The organism is Erwinia sp. AK-PDG3-5, assembly GCF_056821705.1.
In genome coordinates this window covers 1,935,997-1,954,533 of sequence record NZ_CM165967.1, presented here as the reverse complement: position 1 = coordinate 1,954,533, position 18,537 = coordinate 1,935,997, and the positions used below count along the sequence as shown (strand labels likewise).

Genomic DNA, 18,537 nt, shown 5'->3' with positions numbered 1-18,537 from the left:
TACTCCTAATCGGCCTGATAACGACGGTGATTATCAGTCAGTTATGGGATTTCGGGCGTTATGTCAGTCATTAAGCCAAATAAGCATCATGCGTAATTAAGATTTTCCTTAGTAATAATCGGATGGGAGAAACAAAGCGAAAAGAAAAAATAAATCGCCGGGAAACCCGGCGATGAGGGAATTAGATCAGGGGATTAATTATTGAGGAATTTCTCAAGGAACTGGCGAGTACGCGGCTGCTGCGGATTGGTGAACAGGCTTTTGGCATCGCCCTGCTCCACAATGCGGCCCTGATCCATAAAGATCGCCCGGTCAGCCACGTCACGGGCAAAGCTCATTTCGTGGGTGACGATCACCAGCGTACGCTTCTCTTCTGCCAGCGCGCGAATGGTGCTGAGCACCTCGCCCACCAGCTCTGGATCCAGCGCCGAGGTCGGTTCATCAAACAGGATCACTTCAGGACGCATCGCCAGCGCACGGGCAATCGCCACCCGCTGTTGCTGTCCACCGGACAGTTTGCGCGGGTAGCTTTCTTCTTTGCCCTGCAAACCGACTTTCTCCAGCAGCTGGCGGGCACGGGCTATCGCCTCGGCCTTCGGTTCGCGCTTAACAATGGTCGGCCCTTCAATAATGTTTTCCATTACCGAGCGGTGCGGGAACAGATTAAAGCTCTGGAAGACAAACCCTACCTGCTGACGCAACCAGCGCACCCGCTCTTTCTGTTTGCTGATGCCCAGTGCGGCATCAATTTTAATCTCGCCGACCTGGATCGTGCCGCTTTCCGGCACTTCCAGCAGGTTGATGCAGCGCAGCAGTGTGGTTTTACCGGAACCACTGGGGCCGATAATCGCCACCACTTCGCCGGATTTGACGTCAAGATCGATGCCATTCAGCACCGTCTGCCCGTTAAACTGTTTCACCAGATTTCTGACTTCGATGGCACTCATTTCGACTCCCGATCCTGGCGATTAACGCGATCTTCCAGCTTGCTTTGCAGGATGGAGAGCACGGTTGCCATCACCCAGTAAATCAGTGACGCAGCCAGATACATGGTAAACACTTCCAGCGTACGCGAGGTGATCAGCTGCGCCTGACGGAACAGCTCCGGCACCTGAATGGTGGCGGCCAGTGAGGTATCTTTCACCAGGCTAATAAAGCTGTTCCCCAGCGGCGGCAACGCGGTGCGCGCCGCCTGCGGCAGGATAACGCGACGCATGGTCTGCCAGCGCGTCATGCCAATACTGGATGCGGCTTCCCATTGCCCGCGTTCGATCGAGGCAATGGCACCCCGCAGGGATTCGGAAGCGTAAGCGGCGGTATTCAGCGACAGACCAATCATCGCCGACGGGATCGGATCCAGCTCAATGCCGAACTGCGGCAGACCGTAGTAGATCATAAACAGCTGGGCGATCAGTGGCGTGCCGCGGAAAATCGACACGTAGCAGCGCGACAGCCATGAAATCGGCCAGAAATGCGACAGACGCATCATCGCCAGAATAAAGCCGAGCAACAGGCCAAAGAACATGCCGCCGATGCTCAGCTGCAGGGTAAATACGGCACCCTTCAATAAAAAAGGTGCTGAATCCAGCACCAGTTGAATACTTTCCTGCATTATTTAGTCACGTCCGCGCCAAACCATTTTTCAGACAGTTTAGCCATGGTGCCGTCTTTCTGCATGTCCGCAATGGCTTTGTTGATCGCGTCCAGCAGTTGGGTATTGCCTTTACGCAATGCCACACCCGATTCCTGACGGGAAAATGCCGGACCGGCGACAGCCAGCGTGTTGCCGGTTTTCTTCACCAGATCCAGTGCGGCCAGGCGGTCAACCAGAATAGCATTGATACGGCCTACGCGCAGATCCTGATATTTCGTTGGGTCATCATCATAGGTACGGATGTCGACGCCTTTCACGTTGGCACGCAGCCACTGCTCGTAGTTAGAGCCCAGGCCAACACCGACTTTCTTGCCGCTCAGATCTTCCGGCTTGCTGATGCTGGCCGCATTCTCTTTTTTGGTCAGCGCCTGAATACCGGAGATGGTGTACGGCGTGGAGAAGTCATATTTCTTCTTACGCTCATCGGAAATGGTCACCTGATTGATCACCACATCGATGCGTTTGGAGTCCAGCGACGCCAGCATACCGTCCCATTTGGTCGGTTTCAGGCTGGCCTTCACGCCCAGGTGCTGCGCCAGCGCGTCAGCGAAATCCACTTCAAAACCGGCCAGCTTGCCGTTTTCGTCCTGGAAACTGAACGGCGGGTAAGTGCCTTCCAGACCCACTAACAGAGAACCACGCTCTTTCACCTTGCTGAGCAGGTTTTCATCCGCGGCAAAGGCGTTGACTGAAAAGCCCGCCACCAGCGCCAGCGACACGGCTCCCATCACCAGACGGCGACGTACCAGAGATAAATTCATAAAGACTCCACTGTGTTATTAGATTCCGACCCGCAGAATTTATTCGAGCGGCCGCGCGAATACCAGCGGCCTGCAAAGATTATTTCGTTCCAGCTCAGACCGAAGGATGATAAGCAAACAGCGCAGGTGAACCGCCGGTATGGACAAAAGCAATCGGCCCTTCACGGCGGAAACGTTTCTGCGAGATACCGTCAATTAAACCGGCCATTGCTTTGCCAGTATAGACCGGGTCAAGGAAGATCCCCTCAAGACGGGCCAGCAGCTTGATCGCTTCCATCCCCTCTTCGTTCGGCATGCCGTATTGCGGACCAAAATACTCATCCCACAGGGTGATCGGTGCGCTGGCCGTCAGTTCCAGCGAGGCCGCCAGCTGCTGCTGGATCGCCACCACTTTCGGGCGCTGCTCATCCGCCTTACGCGAGACGGTGACGCCAACCAGTTCGGTGTCTGGCATCAGCACTTCCAGCCCCACCGCCAGCCCGGCATGGGTGCCGGCGCTACCAGACGCCACCACCACCGCGGCAAAATCCACCACGCCTTCAATTTGATGCGCCATTTCCTGGGCACATTCCACATAGCCCAGCGCGCCAAGGGCATTCGATCCTCCGACGGGCACAATATAGGGACGAAAGCCCTGCGCTTCCAGCCGCGTCGCCTGCTCTTCAAGCTGTGCCGCAGGATCGTGCAGCGCATCGACCATCACCACTTCAGCATCCATCAGATCAAGCAGCAGGCGGTTGCCGTTAGACAGGTAATTAGACGCGGTGGTGGCAATAGGATTTTCGAGCAGCGCCACACATTTCAGGCCAAGTTTGGCCGCGACGGCCGCAGTCTGACGCACATGGTTGGACTGAATCGCACCGGCGGTAAGCAGCACGTCGGCCCCCTGACGTAAGGCATCGGCGGCGAGGAATTCGAGTTTTCGGAGTTTATTGCCACCGAGCGCAACGGGCGTAAAGTCATCACGTTTGATAAAAATATCGCGGCCAAGGTAGTCGGACAGGCGTGGCAGATGCTCCAGCGGCGTGGGCGCACCCAGCAGCTCAAGCTTGGGGAATGAGGGTAAAAGATGTAAGGACAATGCAGCCTCCTGAGATGGCGCTAACAGTTATCCTTACAGTCTTACAGAAGATAGCAAAAAGGTAACGTAAAAGAGTGAGTTGATGTCACCTTAAGCGCGCTGCCAGCCTAAAAACTGGTCATATTTGCGCAGAGCAATGCGATAGTTATTATTACCGGCATCCGGTAAATCATTTTCCAGGCATTCGTGCCAGCTGTTGCCGCTGAGTTTTTCAGCAGGGAAGTTGCGCGCCGATAGCATATCGTCAAGGCGGCGCAGGCGAACGACGTATTCGCGAATGGTACTGTGGCTCATTTCGGTCTGTTCAAACAGATACTGTTTGAACGCCATAATATCGAAATAATTCGGATGCGTGTTGCAGTAGATATCACTGCAAAAACGGCACAGCGCCGTCAGTTCATTTTGAAGCTTCAACCAGACCTGATCGTCGATCAGCTGGTCCATCCGGGCTATGGCCTCTTTATTTATTATCTGACCGCGAAACACTAACGCCATGCGGTCCAGTACTTTGCCACAATGTGAACAGTTACTCTGGCTGTGTTTGTAGTCTTTCAAATAGCGGCTCAACGGCCTCATTTTAGTTTTGGATCCCATCTGAGAGTCCCCGGTTGGTGTTGAGAGTGCAATACTGACTCCGTCAGCGCGCTCCCGTTAACCGGGCGCGCAGGCGTTTAATCGCCTGACTGTGCAGTTGGCTTACGCGGGATTCACCCACTTCCAGCACTGCGCCAATCTCTTTCAGATTCAGCTCTTCCTGGTAATAGAGCGTCAGAACCATCTTTTCGCGATCGGGTAAGGCTTCAATCGCTTCAATGACGCGTTCGCGCAGATTCCCTTCCATTAACTGGTGCAGTGGATTGGCCTCTTCGTGGCCATCTGTCACCAGTTCTGCGGTATCGCCGTGCTCTTCACGAAACTCGTCGTATGAGAACAACTGGCTGTTATTGGTATCCAGCAAGATCTGCCGGTATTCCTGTAATGAAACATCAAGCGATGCAGCAACTTCCTGCTCGGTAGCCGTACGCCCCAGCGACTGCTCGACCTTGTGCATCGCGCCGGCCACTTCACGTGCATTACGACGCACGCTACGAGGTGCCCAGTCACGGCTGCGCAGTTCGTCCAACATCGCGCCACGGATGCGCTGTACCGCATAGGTGGTAAAGGCGGTGCCCTGTAACGCGTCATAGCGCTCCACGGCATTCAACAGACCAATTCCCCCTGCTTGTAACAAATCATCCAGTTCCACGCTGGCTGGCAGCCGGACCTGGAGGCGCAACGCTTCATGACGCACCAGCGGTACGTATCGCTGCCAGAGCGAGTTTTTGTCCATCACACCATCGGCGGTATAGAGATCATTCACGATGACGACCCTGCGTTAGTTAAGTTATCGGCATGATTATCCGTTTCTGTAGGGGAGATTGATTGGCTGAATAGCGGTACTAAAGGCGGGTTATTTCATTTTTGTTTAAAAAGGCGGCGCGTTGCGCAACCGCCTGCTGAGGATTTACCTTAGGGGATGAAGTTTCTCACGGGTGGCGGCGGGAACCTGCTGCCAAAGCGCACAGATCTTGCCGTCAATCTCTTGATAAAACGCACTTATTTGATTGTCATCCTGCAAACCGTGGCGGAAGTTCACCGTTCCGGTTGTCGGATGGATGGTCAGCAGGCGACTGGTGAACAGCCGTTGCAAATCGCTGCGCAAAAACAGGCCATTATCGACGCTGTTGTCCTGCAGGAAACCATCGTCATTCTCTTGAGTATCAATATGACAGGCTTCCACCCACGGATACTGACTGTGCTCCATCAGCCGGGTGCCGGTGATGACGCAGGCGCCATACCGGGCCTTCACCGACGCGGCAAATTCCGCCTGACTGGCGCGCTGCCAGACGTTGGCTTTCACCTGTCTGCCCACCTGGGTGCCGGCAATCACCCCCGCAGGGAGTTTCAGTAATGGGCTGGTCAACACCACCACAAACTGAATACGCCGCGATACGGTGAAGCACGGATGCGCCTGGGCATCAAACAGCTGCCAGTAGTCGTCCTCACCCTCTTTACGCATCAGCGACAGTTTGTAGCCCCGGCTCGATATCAGGTTCTGTGCCGCTGCCGACGCGGGGTCCAGCATGGCGTACACCTGGCTTTCGCCCATCACCTTCCAGCGGTTCTCCTGCTTGGCTTCTGCCGTGCGGCGGAAATAGAAGAAGGACTGCTGCTGTTTGAGATAGGACTCAAATCGCCGCAGGTAGTTTTTGCGCTCGTTGTCATTGGAGACGAACAACAGGTCTTCTAACGGACTGTTGGTTTCTTCATTGGCAAACACCGCGCGGATCACCAGGTTGCGGTAGCTGGTCGAGGGGCTTAACAGCGCACGCGCCGTCAGCTCCTTCTCTTCAGGATATTTCAGCGCATAGCGCTGCGCGATTTCCTCAAAAGTCAGCAGGTCCCCAGGTGTTAGGTCGACATTGAAGCGCATAGACACTCCAGATATAAAAAACCCCGCTGGCGCGGGGTTTTAAGAATGTTTTAATAAGGGAGCTAAGTCGATTAGCCCTGCAGCAGAGACAGAACCTGCTGTGGTACGGAGTTAGCTTTAGACAACACTGAGTTACCCGCCTGCTGAATAATCTGTGCTTTAGACAGGTTAGACACTTCTGTTGCGTAGTCAGCATCCTGGATACGTGACTGGGCTTCAGACAGGTTTGTGGTGGTGTTGTTCAGGTTAGTTACCGCTGAATCCAGACGGTTCTGAACCGCACCCAGGCTTGAACGGAATTTGTCAACCTGAGAGATAGCTTTGTCCAGCAGTGCCAGTGGGTCAGCAGTTGATGCGCCAGAGAATTCAGCCGTTGCTTTAGTGGTAGTACCATCAGCGCTGTTGCTGACCTGAATACCGGTGGTGGCGATAGCTGTTGGAGTTGCTGAATTTTTGGAGTTAGCCAGAACGTCTGCGCCAGTACCAGCTGTGCCAGCTACATAGTTTTTACCCTGAACAGTGACAAAACCAACTGCATCACCAGTAGCATTCGTTCCAACTTTAATCAACTGAGCTGCCTGAGTAGCGCCATCGGTAGCAACACCATTTGCCGCATCACCATATTTGACATCAGTGGTGTTCAGTTCAACTTTACCAGCATCGCCAGTGGTAGTACTTCCGTCACCCACTGAAACTGAATATGAATCGCTTCCAGATTGAACAACATATTCGTTTTTGCCAGAAATCTGGTGCAAAGAAAGCGTGCTTGCATCAACACCCAGTGTTTTAGCAACATCTGTCAGATTTACCGCAGTCTGAACGCCGCTGGTAGAATCTGCAACAGAAGTGATTGATGCTCCAACGCTCAGGCTGTTTTTAGAGACGGAGAAACCACTCAGGCCCAGAGTAGAAGAGTCAATCTTCTGCAGGTTGATATCGATGGTCTGGCCATCGTTAGCGCCAACCTGGATAGACATTTTGCCGTCTTTAGCCAGTACGTTCACGCCGTTGAACTGAGTCTGACCAGATACGCGGTCAATTTCACTTAAACGGGATTTGATTTCGTCCTGGATTGAAGACAGGTCGGAATCGGAGTTGGTGCCGTTCTGAGACTGTACAGTCAGCTCACGAACACGCTGTAAGTTGTTGTTTATTTCTGACAGTGCGCCTTCAGTAGTCTGCGCAGCAGAGATACCGTCGTTAGCGTTACGAGCAGCCTGAGTCAGACCTTTAATGTTAGAAGTGAAGCGGTTGGCAATTGCCTGACCAGCTGCATCATCTTTTGCGCTGTTGATACGCAGACCAGAAGACAGACGCTCAATAGAAGTAGACAGAGCAGACTGGTTTTTGTTGATGTTGTTCTGAGTGATCAGCGAGAGGCTGTTGGTATTAATTACTTGTGCCATGATAAAGTTTCCTATTAAAATCGAATCTTGTTAAGGGAGTGGGGCTTGTTTGCCGCCCGGCTTCATCGCCGTCAAACTTATTATCGTCAGCACTTAACTAACCTTTAGAATTTTTTTAGTCCCAACCGCAATTTTTTCTCCACCCCCCTACTCGTCGAAATACCCCTCTCTATTACCGCTATTCGCGTCATTACCTCTGCACAAAAAATCGTAAACTTTCCTCATCACTGGCCGATAACCACGGTATTCATTCTCCGTGTTGACTCTATAAAGGAAACATCTATGGCCACTATTTCTACGTTGGGTATCGGCTCAGGCCTTGATTTAGCTTCTATACTGGACAGTCTGCAAACATCCGAGAAGGCAGCGTTAACCCCTATCTCAACGCAGCAGTCTTCCTATACAGCCAAACTGAGTGCCTATGGCACGCTGAAAAGCGCGCTGACCACGTTCCAGACCGCGAACACCACGCTGAACAATGCTGATTTATTTAGCACGACGAAAACCACCAGCAGCTCCAGCGCCTTTAGCGCCACGACTGCTGCCGGTGCCGTCGCCGGTAAATATACCGTCAGTGTTACGCAGCTGGCCGCGGCACAAACGCTGACGTCAGCGGTTCAGACCAGCAACACCACTGCCCTGGCAACCACTGACAGCACCCTGACCTTTCAGAATGCGAAAGGGGATGCGGCGGTTAACGTCTCGATTCCTGCTGGCACCTCTTCACTGACCGGCATTCGTGACGCGATCAATAAATCTGATGCCGGCGTCACCGCCAGTATTATTAAAACCGGTGACGGCAGCTATCGCCTGTCGATGACCTCGAAAGACACCGGGACTGACAACGCGGTGACCATTGCGGTGACCGGCGACAGCGCCATTCAGAGCATGTTGAGCTACGACGGCACCTCCAGCAGCAACATGACGCAGAGTGTCGAAGCGAAAAACTCACAGCTGACCGTGAATAACGTGGCGATTGAGAACAGCAGCAACACCATCAGCGATGCGCTGGAAGGGATTACGCTGAATTTGAGCGACGTGACCACCGGTAACCAGACGCTGACCATTACCAGCGATACCTCTAAAGCGTCCAGCGCGATCACCGCGTGGGCGAATGCTTACAATACCTTGCAGGACAGCTTTGCCAGCCTGACCAAATATACCGCTGTCGATGTTGGCACCTCCGCGCAGGACACCAGCAACGGCGCCCTGTTGGGTGACAGTACGCTGCGTACCATTCAGTCGCAGCTGAAGACCATGCTGACCAATGCGCAGAGTTCATCTACCTATAAATCCCTGGCGCAGATTGGCGTGACTTCAGACCCGTCTACCGGCGAGCTCGAAGTGGACGACGACAAGCTGACTGCCGCGCTGACCAGCGATCAGGACGGTGTGAAGGCAATGATCATCGGTGATGGCAAGACCAACGGTATCGCTACCACCATTGCCACCAATATCACTAGCTGGTTATCCAGCACCGGTATTGTGCAGGCGGCGACAGATGGCGTCAGTAAAACGCTGAATAACCTGACCACACAGTATAACGCGGCCAGCACGCGCATTGATGCCACTATCGCGCGTTACAAAACCCAGTTCACCGCACTGGATGTCATGATGAGCAAACTGAACAGTACCAGTAGCTATCTGACGTCGCAGTTTGAAACATCAAGCAGTTCTAGCAGCACTAAGTAAAGGAGACAAAATGTATAGCGCAAGCGGTACCAAAGCCTATGCAAAAATCGGTGTGGAAAGCGCAGTGATGAGCGCCACGCCGGATCAACTGGTCACCATGCTGTTCGACGGGGCGCTTAGCGCCCTGGTTCGTGCCCGGTTATTTTTGCTGGATGGCAACATTGCTGGCAAAGGAGAGTCGCTCTCCAAAGCCATCAACATTATTGAGAACGGCCTTAAGCAGGGTCTGGATGAGAATAAAGGCGATGAACTTGCTGATAATCTTGCCAGTCTTTACCGCTATATGGTCCACCGGCTGCTTAAAGCCAATCTGCATAATGACGCCGAAGCGATTCTGGAAGTCGAAACGTTGCTGCGCAACATTGCCGATGCCTGGAAAGAAGTTTCTGCAACTAACGCCCTTCAGGACGCCGTTTAAATGAATATTGCTCCGCAGCTGCTCACGATTTACCAACAGTTATTAGTTCTCAGCCAGTCTATGTTACGCCTGGCAAGCGAAGGTAAATGGGATGAACTCATTGAAATGGAAGTCGATTACGTCAGTGCGGTAGAAATACTGGCGGAGAGCACCAAGCTTTCCCCTGTTCCGGATCAGACACAGGATCAGTTGCGTCCTGTGCTGCGCCATATTCTTAACAACGAAGCCGAAGTGAAAAGCCTTTTGCAGTCGCGGATGAGCGAGCTCTCCTCGCTGATTGGCCAGGCAACCCGGCAGAAATCCGTGAATAAAGCCTATAGCGGAATGCAGGGTGTTGTGCTGTTCCCGCAGGGATCACAAGGCGCATAAAAAGACCTTTTTCAGTATGAATTCAACTCACACCAGCCGGCGGGCAGAACGCTAAACTTTTTTAGCTTCTGACCCGCGCTTTTCTCTCCGCCTGCTCCATACTTCAGATCCCAGCCTGAACATCCGGAGCAAGGACATGCCTAATTCGACCCTGTTGCAATTCTTCCACTGGTACTATCCCGATGGCAGTAAACTCTGGCCTGAAGCCGCCGAACGCGCGGAAAAACTGGCTGAAATCGGCATCACCGACGTCTGGTTGCCTCCTGCCTATAAAGGCGAATCCGGCGGCTATTCCGTCGGCTACGACAGTTACGATCTGTTTGATTTGGGCGAGTTCGATCAGAAAGGCTCGCGTGCCACCAAGTATGGCGACAAAGAGCAGCTGAAAGCGGCGGTGGACGCCCTTCGCGCGCACCAGGTTGGTGTGATCATGGATGTGGTGCTCAACCATAAAATGGGGGCAGATGAAAAGGAACGTATTCAGGTTAACCGCACCAACCCCGACAACCGCGATGAGATCGATCCTGAAGCCTTCGAAGCCGATGCCTGGACCAAATTCACCTTCCCGGTCCGTGCGGGCCAGTATTCAAAATTTGTCTGGGATTATAAGTGCTTCAACGGCGTTGATTACATCGAGAACCCCGACGAAAATGGCGTATTCAAAATCGTCAATGATTACACCGGCGAAGGCTGGAACGATCAGGTCGATGATGAACTGGGCAACTTCGATTATCTGATGGGTGCCAATATCGACTTCCGCAACCATGCCGTGACGGAAGAATTGAAGTACTGGGCGCGCTGGATGCTGGAACAACTGCCCTGCACCGGCTTCCGGCTGGATGCGGTCAAACATATTCCCGCCTGGTTCTATAAAGAGTGGATTGAGCATATTCAGGAAGTCGCTGAACAACCGCTGTTTATTGTTGCGGAATACTGGTCGCACGAAGTGGATAAGCTGCAGCAGTACATCCATCAGGTTGAGGGCAAAACCTTGCTGTTCGACGCCCCGCTGCAGATGAAATTCCACAATGCCTCCCGCGAAGGTGCCAGCTATGACCTTAGCCAGATTTTTAATGACACCCTGGTTGAGAAAGATCACTGGCATGCGGTGACCATCGTGGCCAACCACGACACGCAACCGCTGCAGTCGCTGGAAGCGCCGGTCGAACCCTGGTTCAAACCGCTGGCCTACGCGCTGATCCTGCTGCGCGAACAGGGTGTTCCGGTGGTGTTCTATCCGGATCTGTTCGGTGCCAGCTATGAAGATGAAGGCGGTGACGGCGAAAATCACCACATCGATATGCCGGTGATCCCGGAGCTGGAAGCCTTGATCCGCGCCCGTCAGCTGTATGCCCACGGCGTACAGACCGAGTGGTTCGATCATCCCAACTGTGTGGCTTTCGCGCGCAGCGGAACGGAAGAACAGCCGGGCTGCGTGGTGATCCTGTCCAATGGTGACGCGGGAGAAAAGACGTTGCCAATGGGCGAGGCGCTGGCAGGGAAAAGCTGGCGGGATTATCTTGGCCATCAGACGGAGACCATTACCGCTGATGAACAGGGGAACGCGGTGTTCCGCTGTAATCCAGGCAGCGTCAGCGTGTGGGTGCTGGCGGAGTAGTGCCCGGACTGACGGGTAATGATTGGGCAACCCGAAGGTGATTTGCTCGATTCGGCAGTTTCTAAATAACAACAGGCCGTCTGGGGATCCTCAGACGGCCTGTTTTGCTTAAGACCTGGCGTTTTTGAACGACGCTTTGTGGTGCTTTTTAGCGCCGGATTCGGCAGATTTGGCTTTAGTGGCGGTAGTAACCGCATCGTTTTCATGGGCCAGCGCCTGCTGACACTCTGTCGTTGGCTGATTGACGCGCTGCAGAACCAGCTTGTCGTAATGCAACTCGGTGCCTTCCAGCTCCAGCGGCATCACCCGGACGTCTTTATTGACGTTAACCCAGTCGCCTTTAAACAGCGTGATCTTGCCAGGCTTAGCAATCACCCGCTGCCACTGACGGCAATCCAGCGTGTCGCCTTGCGCAGTAATAATCAGGCTGGCAATCGCCTCCTTACTGACCAGACCTTTCTGTGGTCCCATGCTCTGCCAGTTTCCGACGAGGTTCGCCGGCGGTGGGGTTTTTACTGCACCCTGATAGTTGGGTATATCTGCACAGCCAGCCAGCGTGACGGCGGCTAAGGTCGTAATCATCCACTTTTTCATTTTCAGTTCCAAATTCTGCAGTCAGGCGCTACGGTATAATTTCTCCTTATTCACCGCAACAATTACCGCAACAATTCCCGCAGGCACTGACCTTACCGTCGCCATTTCACCGCAGCCCGCAGCCGTGTAAACTAGCGCCCATTACTGACCGCAGGATTTTTTATGAAAAGCATTGAAGAGTATTACGCCATCGCGCGCGTTCTTTTTCTTGAAGCACACCCGGAAATCAAAACCGGCATTGCTCAACTCACCGACGCCGATGCGGCCAAACTGGGCATGACCCTGCCCCAGTTACAGGATATGCAAACCGACCGCGCCTATGCCGCGTTCACCCGTGAGAAAAAGCTCGACGGCATGCTGTTCGCCATTCAGCTAGCCGAACCGGATAAAGCGGTCGCAGCTGAGGCTATTGAAGCTTACCTGCGTCAACATGCGACCGCACTCGGCATGAGTTGGGAAGAATTCTGCATCAAGAACGAACTGTAATCCCCTTTCACTGGCCTGTAATCGGGCCAGTGATTACGATGCCCCCGTTTTGCCCCCACAACTTTTTCTGCTTTTCAGCTGCTAAGAATGCTCCCAAATCGAAAAGGGCAGCAGATTATCGTTCGAAAATCAGAGGCTATTACGATATATATGCTAGCGATTGCCCTTAACCTGTCAGCTATGTTGTTCACGCCAGTTACGCCTGGTAGTGATTGAAATTAAACAGCCTTAGCGATATTCTGAGCGGCACACCAGCCGAATTAAGAACATTCTTAAACCATGACTTTACTGCGAGTGGATGCCAACCTTACACACTTTTTCTCCCTGAGAAATGTGTACCAGGGAGCCGGGCGCAGTCGGACATGACACGGTAGTTACCGCGCAGACAGTCTTCGCCGGACTCCGGTAAGCACCTTGAGCCATAAAAAATGCAAATTAATAAATATAAGTTTGACCAGGTTATATTCTTATTTTTTCTCGCATTATGTTTAGCGACCCTGGGCCTGCATTGCCGTAGTTATCAGGCACTTTCTCTTTTCTGGCCGTGTAATGCCCTGTTATTAGGGGTGCTGATCCGTTTTCCTCGCTTTGATACCCTTTCCAGCCTGCCGGCGATGTATTTCGGCATGGTTGCCGCCGATATGCTGTACGGCACCCCGGTTGTTGTTTCGCTGGGCATGGATGCCGCGAATATCGCCTTTGTGACGGTGGGCAAGGCGGTGCTGCTGTCACCCTGGCTGACGCGTCCCTATCCGCGACGACTGCTGGCCTTGATCCGCGTCTTCCCGGCTTCCATTATCGCCGCCGCGGTGTGTGCCGCCATTGGCTCCTTCGCCGGTCAGCGTTATTTTCACGATGACCTGATGCAAGGATGGATCTCGTGGTTCTGCGAACAGGTGTCCACGTCGATCCTGATCCTGCCATTGGTGATCACCTTCCCGCGCCGTGATGAGCTGGACCAGCTGTTCAATGAACTCCGCGAAAGCAATCTGATGCCGCTGGTGATGCTGCTGGTTTCCGCCGTGTGCGGCATTTATGTTGGCGGCGGCGGCAGCCTGATCTTCCCGCTGCCTGCGCTGATGTGGTGTGCGGTCAGCTATCCGATCTTCTTTACCTGCCTGCTCACGCTGTTAACCGGCATCACTGAAATCATCCTGGTGGCCAGTAAGGTGCTGACTATCCAGGGTTCCGATGATTTCTTCCGCATCGACAGCCTGGCATCCGCCCGACTGGGCGTTGCCGCGATGACCATCAGCCCGTTGATTGTGGCATTGAGCACTACCGCCAATAAAAAGCTGGTGGCGCGCATTACCAAGCGGGCGGATTATGATTTCCTCACCGGCGCACTGACCCGCAGCGGCCTCTCCTCGCAGCTGAACGCGCTGATTGCCCGCAAGAATAAAACCAGCGGCTTTTACGGTGCGGTGTTCGTGGTGGATATCGATCGTTTCAAAAACATCAATGATACCTATGGGCACGCGGCCGGCGATCAGGTGCTGGCGAAGACGGTGGAGTGCATCCGCCAGTCGCTGCAACAGACGGCAATCATCAGCAGGATGGGTGGCGAAGAGTTTTTAGTGTTGATAGAGGGGATTTCTCAGCCAAGAGCGTATCTGTTGGCCGATCGGCTGCGCCAGAGCATCGAGCGCAATACCATTATGCTCAACGAGCAGAACCTTAGCGTGACGGTCAGCATCGGCATCAGTACCTTGCACGTGATAGATGCGGGCAGTCTGGACGAATCGATTAAAAATGCCGATGAGCAACTGTACATTGCGAAAAGCAGCGGCAGAAACCGCGTCAGCCCGGAGTTCGTGCTGTAGTCCCTGCCACAAAAACAAAACAACCCGCCGTGGCGGGTTGCGTTCACTCAGTCTGAATCATCAGGCTTCGTTGTCGATACGGTTCGCTTCAATTTCCATATCCTGAATGTTTTTATCTAACTCATCCAGTAGCTGCCCCTGCTTAGTTAGCAGGTCGTTCACCCTTTCGGCGAATTCGGGATGTTTGTACTCACCCTGATCAAAAGCCAGCCAGTGAGCTGAAAGCGTTTCCACATTGGATTGGGCATAGTGGCGCATTTCTTTTAACTGAGAAGTCACATCGCGTACGTGTTCAGTCGGAGATTTACGTTCTTCGGTGTTATCACTCATGCGTTTATCCTTCTGGGTTAAAAAATCACTCATTAATTCTGACCGCTGCGTTTCGCAGAAGTTCACAACAATTTTTTAACCAACAAAGTAAAACACTGAAAAAGGCCGCCATCACTGGCGGCCGCTGCTGTTTTACAGGTCAAAAATAGGCGATTTTGCGGTCCGTACCGTTGATGTTGACGGTGATATAGCCCGCTGCCGTGGTGGTGGTTGGCGCGGTGGCCGCCACAGTAGCCACCGTCAGTACCCCCTTCTCATTGGCCCCAATTCCCGCCAGCCCGTTATGCAGGCTCATCCTGGCGTTCGGTGAGGTGGTGCCGATGGTGGTGCTGTCGGTCACTTCGCTGAGATCCGGGGTAAACAAGTTACATTCGCCCGACTCAAAACGACTCGGCCCGGTTGATTTCAGGTTGAACATCATGTCGCCGCTGGCGGCTTTCAGCTTGACCCAGATTTCGGCGTAGGTCACACCGATGCGGTTCAGCTTCACGTCCAGCACCGCCGGGGAACCTTTATGCTGAATGTCAGCATAGATGGCGGTTGAACAGCGCGAGATATTCAGCCAGGTCATACAGGATGAGAGTGCCGTGACCGGATTACCCGCCGTGCCCGTCAGGACATCGTTGGTTGCTTTGCTGATCATCTCCACCACCCACTGCTGGTTATCCATCGGCATGTTGATTTTGCCCAGCTTGTACCATTTATCGCTGGTCGAGGTATTGGTCACCTTGAAGCCGGTGTACCAGCCCGCCTTCATCGAACCGGTCATGGTTGAGCCAAAACTTTCATCGCGACGCCAGCCGTATTCATAGCCTGAAAGCCAGCGAGGAGACGTGGTATCCAGACTGACTTTACCGCCGGACTGCAGATTCAGCTGGCGGATCTGCACGCGTCCATTGTTCATGTTGAACGGATTGGCACAGTCTTCCAGATTCAGGGTATCAATCGTCCAGCCGCCATCACTCAGGTCGCCCGGGAAGCGCGTATGTTCAATCCACACGTTGCGCAAAATCCCTTGCGTGACGCGCGGCATATACAGCGTCGCATCACCATAGCCGGTTTGGAAATTCGCGTTGGTTAACTCAATCGCCGTTGAGTGATCCCAGACACCGGCCGCGGTGTCTGACCAGCCAATATCAAACACCCGGCCATAGGTGGTTAAGGTATAGATCTGGTCAAACTTCGAATCCAGGGTGTCCAACAGCTTGATGACCGTGCCGCCGTTGTTTGACGCCCGGAAGCGATTGATCACCACCGACTCCCCCGCAACGATGGTATTTTCAAAAAACGGCTGCTGGTTGGTACACATCGCCGAGGTAATCGCCGCTTTATTGGTGGTGATATCCGCTGTGGCCTGGCCATTCCAGGCGATACCTTTAATCGCCACGCGCCGTGCCTGCACTTTGAATACCGGTGCGGTGGACTTGTTGGACACGATGGTGGTGCGTGGCATGGCACCATGGGGGTTGTCATCACCGTAGATATAAAAGAAGGCGGCGTCGGTCCCGGTATAATCGATGGGATTAATCAGGAACTTTCCGGCCGGGAAGCGCACGCCGAGATCTTTGGCGTTGGTATTAAAGGTCTGCGCCCAGCTCATCATCAGTTTGAAGGCGCCACTGTCATCGGTCACGCCGTCACCTTTACCGCCAAAGTGATAAATGTTGAGCTCATCCGGATCGTGAATGACGCGTTTCCAGTAAAAAGTGCTGCCGGCTGCCAGCGTGCCTGAATCATCCGCCGGCGGCGTGGCGCTGAGGAAACCAACAAAATCACCGCCGCCACGGAATGTGGAGTCTTTATCGTAATAACGGCGCAGAATAGCCAAATCGCCAGCTTTGGCAGGTGCAGTTGTTCTTAATTCAGCAAATGAGTTAACTTCAATCATAATAACCTCCGCGGCGATAAGCCGTAGCGAATCGCCTAAATGAAATATTCATTAAAGGAAAAATAAAAGATAAGTCATAACTCCTGAGGGATAAAATCACCCGTTCCCTGTGGGTGAATGGGTTAATCTTCCTTTTTATTTGCGCAAACTTTATTCCAGGTATCGTTGTGGACGTTAATTTCCTTCACCGTCCTGATATCAATGACCTGCCAGTCCTTACCGTAAGTGCGGATGGGTGAAAATAACGTACAGGAGGAGTCCTGAATAATCTCGGCACTATTGTGGATTGTTCCATGTTGAGTCGCGCAGCTTGTTACGAGCAGCGTCATCAGTAAGCACGTTATTGCTGTCCTGAACATTTTTAACCTCCTTAATATCCAGAGCCTGTTTATTGGCGACGATAGCCACACGATCGGCTTCCTGCTTTGCCGCCGTGACGTCAGAGGTGGCTTTTTGCTGCACCTTGCCGATTTTTTTGCCGCCAAACCAGCTGGCGATTAACGCGGCAAACACCACCCCGATTGCAGCCAGGCCATGCCAGCTGCCGGTGAAAAGAGAAAGAAGTGTGCTCATGCTTTACCCTCCGTTGCCTGGCGCTGTATGGCTAAGGTTTTCTGCCGAACAAACTGGGCGATAACCGCCATCGCGACCATAAAAGAGGCTACAAATCCGAGATAATGCTGCGGCATAAAGGTCTTCACATCTTCCGGTAATGCGGTCCAGGCATTCATCGCGGAATCCGGGAATGACTGGGCCCAGGCGCCGATGGCGGAACCGGCTGACGCCAGCCAGACCGACCAGGTCTTAAACAGCAGTTTGGTATGGGAGACCAACTCGATTTTGCCGTGTTTGCTTACCCACCAGACCAGGAAAATCACCGCCAGTACAATCAGTAAAAACAGAATGAATTTCATATAACCCCCTGATAAGCATCATAAGTCCCGCTGCGCATTACCTGCGCCAGTCGTTTTGCCCGCTGCGGCGTTTGCCGTGCCCACAAGCTGCTGAGCATGCCTTCCGCCGCGCCATCGAAATGACCGTTTGAGATCATCACCAGCGTATTTTTGAAGGCTGCGAGGCCATCAACACCCAGCTGATAGGCCATGCTGTACAGCACATCGGCACGCGCTGGATTACATTGCTTCAATGCGGCAACAATAGAAGGACGCATATTCATCAGCTGAATTTTGTCATCCAGCATTTTTTGCATCCAAATATCGCCAACCGTTTTTGGCACGGTAAATTGATAATTAACCAGCGAAGCATCTTTGGGACCGATAACGATCCCACAGGCGACGGTTGGATAACCTTCAGTGTCAATATAAGGCCGTTCCTTATATCCTTCCTCATAGGTTAATATCTGTATTATCTTACTCATTCCCCACCTCCTCATGCGAAAACAGGCACCAGCCTGAATTCATTTAAAGTGAATTCCCCGGTATTGAAAGTGCTTCAAGGGTGAAGATTAAATTGCCTTTTTAACATCATGGATCGGTAATTGCGTACGCAACCACTTTTTCTGAAAATAAATTAATTTTCACATTCAAGCGTTATATCCAGCGCGGATAACACCCCTTCGACAAAACCTTCTGCGGTCTGGAGTTGCTTGCGAATGGTGCCGTCGGCGCAACGGCGTCGCCGGGCAATCGAGCGCAGTGAAATTCTGAACAGATAGTGAGCAACCAGCAGCGCATGTTCATCAGGATGATTTATTTTCAGACGGCTGATGCAGCTGTCGAGCAGAATGCCGTCGTTATCACTGCAGACAGGACGGGGAACCGGCGAGGAGGTAATCAGACCACGGAAACCGGCCGCAACAGAAGAGTAACCGATACCATTGCGATCGGTGGCCGCCCAGCCGCCCCAGCTTTCCAGTAATAGCTTGATGTCTCGCATAATGACTCCTTAAATCAACATTCAGGCAGGGAACGAGCCGATCTATTC

At 53.0% G+C, this 18,537-nt stretch carries 21 protein-coding genes; 6 read left to right on the top strand and 15 right to left on the bottom strand.

Annotation, left to right across the window (positions count from 1 at the left end; all coding sequences use genetic code 11):
* Nucleotides 1–194: 194 nt before the first annotated feature.
* The 8 genes from tcyN to AC1UKS_RS08970 all read right to left on the bottom strand — a co-directional run bounded on the left by tcyN (nucleotide 195) and on the right by AC1UKS_RS08970 (nucleotide 7,375).
* The gene (tcyN, locus tag AC1UKS_RS09005) at nucleotides 195–947 is read right to left on the bottom strand and encodes an L-cystine ABC transporter ATP-binding protein TcyN (protein ID WP_265910792.1); all 753 of its coding nucleotides are present in this window, start codon (nucleotides 945–947) and stop codon (nucleotides 195–197) included.
* Nucleotides 944–1,612, bottom strand: coding sequence for a cystine ABC transporter permease (tcyL, locus tag AC1UKS_RS09000; RefSeq protein WP_013202648.1), 669 nt, complete (start codon nucleotides 1,610–1,612; stop codon nucleotides 944–946). Before tcyL ends, tcyN begins: the two co-directional genes overlap by 4 nt.
* Nucleotides 1,612–2,415 (bottom strand): cystine ABC transporter substrate-binding protein, encoded by an 804-nt coding sequence (tcyJ, locus tag AC1UKS_RS08995; RefSeq protein WP_013202649.1) that lies wholly within the window; start codon nucleotides 2,413–2,415, stop codon nucleotides 1,612–1,614. Before tcyJ ends, tcyL begins: the two co-directional genes overlap by 1 nt.
* Before the next feature lie 94 nt (nucleotides 2,416–2,509).
* The gene (locus tag AC1UKS_RS08990; RefSeq protein WP_482436523.1) at nucleotides 2,510–3,496 is read right to left on the bottom strand and encodes a D-cysteine desulfhydrase; all 987 of its coding nucleotides are present in this window, start codon (nucleotides 3,494–3,496) and stop codon (nucleotides 2,510–2,512) included.
* A gap of 90 nt (nucleotides 3,497–3,586) precedes the next feature.
* Nucleotides 3,587–4,090 carry a flagella biosynthesis regulatory protein FliZ gene (gene fliZ, locus AC1UKS_RS08985; protein ID WP_013202651.1) on the bottom strand — a complete coding sequence of 168 codons (504 nt, stop codon included), beginning with the start codon at nucleotides 4,088–4,090 and terminating at the stop codon, nucleotides 3,587–3,589.
* A gap of 43 nt (nucleotides 4,091–4,133) precedes the next feature.
* Nucleotides 4,134–4,856, bottom strand: a complete 723-nt coding sequence (locus AC1UKS_RS08980) for an RNA polymerase sigma factor FliA (RefSeq protein WP_013202652.1) — start codon at nucleotides 4,854–4,856, stop codon at nucleotides 4,134–4,136.
* A gap of 144 nt (nucleotides 4,857–5,000) precedes the next feature.
* Nucleotides 5,001–5,969, bottom strand: a complete 969-nt coding sequence (locus tag AC1UKS_RS08975) for an HNH endonuclease signature motif containing protein (protein WP_482436522.1) — start codon at nucleotides 5,967–5,969, stop codon at nucleotides 5,001–5,003.
* Between the two features lie 71 nt (nucleotides 5,970–6,040).
* Entirely contained in the window at nucleotides 6,041–7,375 is a 1,335-nt protein-coding gene (locus AC1UKS_RS08970; protein ID WP_482436521.1) for a flagellin N-terminal helical domain-containing protein, read from the bottom strand.
* A 282-nt stretch (nucleotides 7,376–7,657) separates the two neighbouring features.
* Between AC1UKS_RS08970 and fliD the strand changes: the two genes are divergently transcribed.
* The 4 genes from fliD to amyA all read left to right on the top strand — a co-directional run bounded on the left by fliD (nucleotide 7,658) and on the right by amyA (nucleotide 11,472).
* On the top strand, nucleotides 7,658–9,067 hold the full coding sequence (fliD, locus tag AC1UKS_RS08965; RefSeq protein WP_482436519.1) for a flagellar filament capping protein FliD: 1,410 nt from the start codon (nucleotides 7,658–7,660) through the stop codon (nucleotides 9,065–9,067).
* A gap of 10 nt (nucleotides 9,068–9,077) precedes the next feature.
* A complete protein-coding gene (fliS, locus tag AC1UKS_RS08960; protein ID WP_013202657.1) occupies nucleotides 9,078–9,485 on the top strand; it encodes a flagellar export chaperone FliS in 408 nt (135 codons plus the stop codon).
* Nucleotides 9,486–9,854 (top strand): flagella biosynthesis regulatory protein FliT, encoded by a 369-nt coding sequence (gene fliT / locus AC1UKS_RS08955; RefSeq protein WP_134824384.1) that lies wholly within the window; start codon nucleotides 9,486–9,488, stop codon nucleotides 9,852–9,854.
* A 136-nt stretch (nucleotides 9,855–9,990) separates the two neighbouring features.
* Entirely contained in the window at nucleotides 9,991–11,472 is a 1,482-nt protein-coding gene (gene amyA, locus AC1UKS_RS08950; RefSeq protein ID WP_482436518.1) for an alpha-amylase, read from the top strand.
* Nucleotides 11,473–11,580: 108 nt separating this feature from the next.
* Here amyA and yedD read toward each other — a convergent pair whose 3' ends face one another.
* Nucleotides 11,581–12,066 (bottom strand): lipoprotein YedD, encoded by a 486-nt coding sequence (yedD, locus tag AC1UKS_RS08945; RefSeq protein ID WP_265910800.1) that lies wholly within the window; start codon nucleotides 12,064–12,066, stop codon nucleotides 11,581–11,583.
* A gap of 162 nt (nucleotides 12,067–12,228) precedes the next feature.
* Between yedD and AC1UKS_RS08940 the strand changes: the two genes are divergently transcribed.
* Nucleotides 12,229–12,552, top strand: coding sequence for a DUF6388 family protein (locus AC1UKS_RS08940; protein WP_134824387.1), 324 nt, complete (start codon nucleotides 12,229–12,231; stop codon nucleotides 12,550–12,552).
* A gap of 566 nt (nucleotides 12,553–13,118) precedes the next feature.
* The gene (locus AC1UKS_RS08935) at nucleotides 13,119–14,375 is read left to right on the top strand and encodes a GGDEF domain-containing protein (protein WP_482436517.1); all 1,257 of its coding nucleotides are present in this window, start codon (nucleotides 13,119–13,121) and stop codon (nucleotides 14,373–14,375) included.
* A 60-nt stretch (nucleotides 14,376–14,435) separates the two neighbouring features.
* Here the strand turns inward: AC1UKS_RS08935 and AC1UKS_RS08930 are convergent, their stop codons facing one another.
* From AC1UKS_RS08930 to AC1UKS_RS08905, 6 genes are all read right to left on the bottom strand, one after another.
* Nucleotides 14,436–14,705, bottom strand: a complete 270-nt coding sequence (locus tag AC1UKS_RS08930) for a hypothetical protein (protein ID WP_013202663.1) — start codon at nucleotides 14,703–14,705, stop codon at nucleotides 14,436–14,438.
* Between the two features lie 139 nt (nucleotides 14,706–14,844).
* On the bottom strand, nucleotides 14,845–16,593 hold the full coding sequence (locus AC1UKS_RS08925; RefSeq protein WP_482436516.1) for an amylovoran biosynthesis protein AmsF: 1,749 nt from the start codon (nucleotides 16,591–16,593) through the stop codon (nucleotides 14,845–14,847).
* Between the two features lie 276 nt (nucleotides 16,594–16,869).
* Nucleotides 16,870–17,166, bottom strand: a complete 297-nt coding sequence (locus AC1UKS_RS08920) for a hypothetical protein (RefSeq protein WP_265910802.1) — start codon at nucleotides 17,164–17,166, stop codon at nucleotides 16,870–16,872.
* Nucleotides 17,163–17,507, bottom strand: a complete 345-nt coding sequence (locus tag AC1UKS_RS08915; protein WP_013202666.1) for a DUF7940 domain-containing protein — start codon at nucleotides 17,505–17,507, stop codon at nucleotides 17,163–17,165. The genes AC1UKS_RS08920 and AC1UKS_RS08915 overlap by 4 nt, the downstream gene beginning before the upstream one ends.
* Nucleotides 17,504–17,971, bottom strand: a complete 468-nt coding sequence (locus AC1UKS_RS08910; protein WP_482436515.1) for a glycoside hydrolase family protein — start codon at nucleotides 17,969–17,971, stop codon at nucleotides 17,504–17,506. The genes AC1UKS_RS08915 and AC1UKS_RS08910 overlap by 4 nt, the downstream gene beginning before the upstream one ends.
* Nucleotides 17,972–18,123: 152 nt before the next feature.
* The gene (locus AC1UKS_RS08905) at nucleotides 18,124–18,489 is read right to left on the bottom strand and encodes an antiterminator Q family protein (RefSeq protein WP_265910804.1); all 366 of its coding nucleotides are present in this window, start codon (nucleotides 18,487–18,489) and stop codon (nucleotides 18,124–18,126) included.
* Between the last annotated feature and the right edge of the window lie 48 nt (nucleotides 18,490–18,537).

Coding starts and splice junctions, on each gene's coding strand:
- tcyN (WP_265910792.1), bottom strand. CDS start 947: ATGAGTGCCATCGAAGTCAGAAATCTGGTGAAACAGTTTAACGGGCAG.
- tcyL (WP_013202648.1), bottom strand. CDS start 1,612: ATGCAGGAAAGTATTCAACTGGTGCTGGATTCAGCACCTTTTTTATTG.
- tcyJ (WP_013202649.1), bottom strand. CDS start 2,415: ATGAATTTATCTCTGGTACGTCGCCGTCTGGTGATGGGAGCCGTGTCG.
- fliZ (WP_013202651.1), bottom strand. CDS start 4,090: ATGGGATCCAAAACTAAAATGAGGCCGTTGAGCCGCTATTTGAAAGAC.
- AC1UKS_RS08975 (WP_482436522.1), bottom strand. CDS start 5,969: ATGCGCTTCAATGTCGACCTAACACCTGGGGACCTGCTGACTTTTGAG.
- AC1UKS_RS08970 (WP_482436521.1), bottom strand. CDS start 7,375: ATGGCACAAGTAATTAATACCAACAGCCTCTCGCTGATCACTCAGAAC.
- fliD (WP_482436519.1), top strand. CDS start 7,658: ATGGCCACTATTTCTACGTTGGGTATCGGCTCAGGCCTTGATTTAGCT.
- fliS (WP_013202657.1), top strand. CDS start 9,078: ATGTATAGCGCAAGCGGTACCAAAGCCTATGCAAAAATCGGTGTGGAA.
- fliT (WP_134824384.1), top strand. CDS start 9,486: ATGAATATTGCTCCGCAGCTGCTCACGATTTACCAACAGTTATTAGTT.
- amyA (WP_482436518.1), top strand. CDS start 9,991: ATGCCTAATTCGACCCTGTTGCAATTCTTCCACTGGTACTATCCCGAT.
- yedD (WP_265910800.1), bottom strand. CDS start 12,066: ATGAAAAAGTGGATGATTACGACCTTAGCCGCCGTCACGCTGGCTGGC.
- AC1UKS_RS08940 (WP_134824387.1), top strand. CDS start 12,229: ATGAAAAGCATTGAAGAGTATTACGCCATCGCGCGCGTTCTTTTTCTT.
- AC1UKS_RS08930 (WP_013202663.1), bottom strand. CDS start 14,705: ATGAGTGATAACACCGAAGAACGTAAATCTCCGACTGAACACGTACGC.
- AC1UKS_RS08925 (WP_482436516.1), bottom strand. CDS start 16,593: ATGATTGAAGTTAACTCATTTGCTGAATTAAGAACAACTGCACCTGCC.
- AC1UKS_RS08920 (WP_265910802.1), bottom strand. CDS start 17,166: ATGAGCACACTTCTTTCTCTTTTCACCGGCAGCTGGCATGGCCTGGCT.
- AC1UKS_RS08915 (WP_013202666.1), bottom strand. CDS start 17,507: ATGAAATTCATTCTGTTTTTACTGATTGTACTGGCGGTGATTTTCCTG.
- AC1UKS_RS08910 (WP_482436515.1), bottom strand. CDS start 17,971: ATGAGTAAGATAATACAGATATTAACCTATGAGGAAGGATATAAGGAA.
- AC1UKS_RS08905 (WP_265910804.1), bottom strand. CDS start 18,489: ATGCGAGACATCAAGCTATTACTGGAAAGCTGGGGCGGCTGGGCGGCC.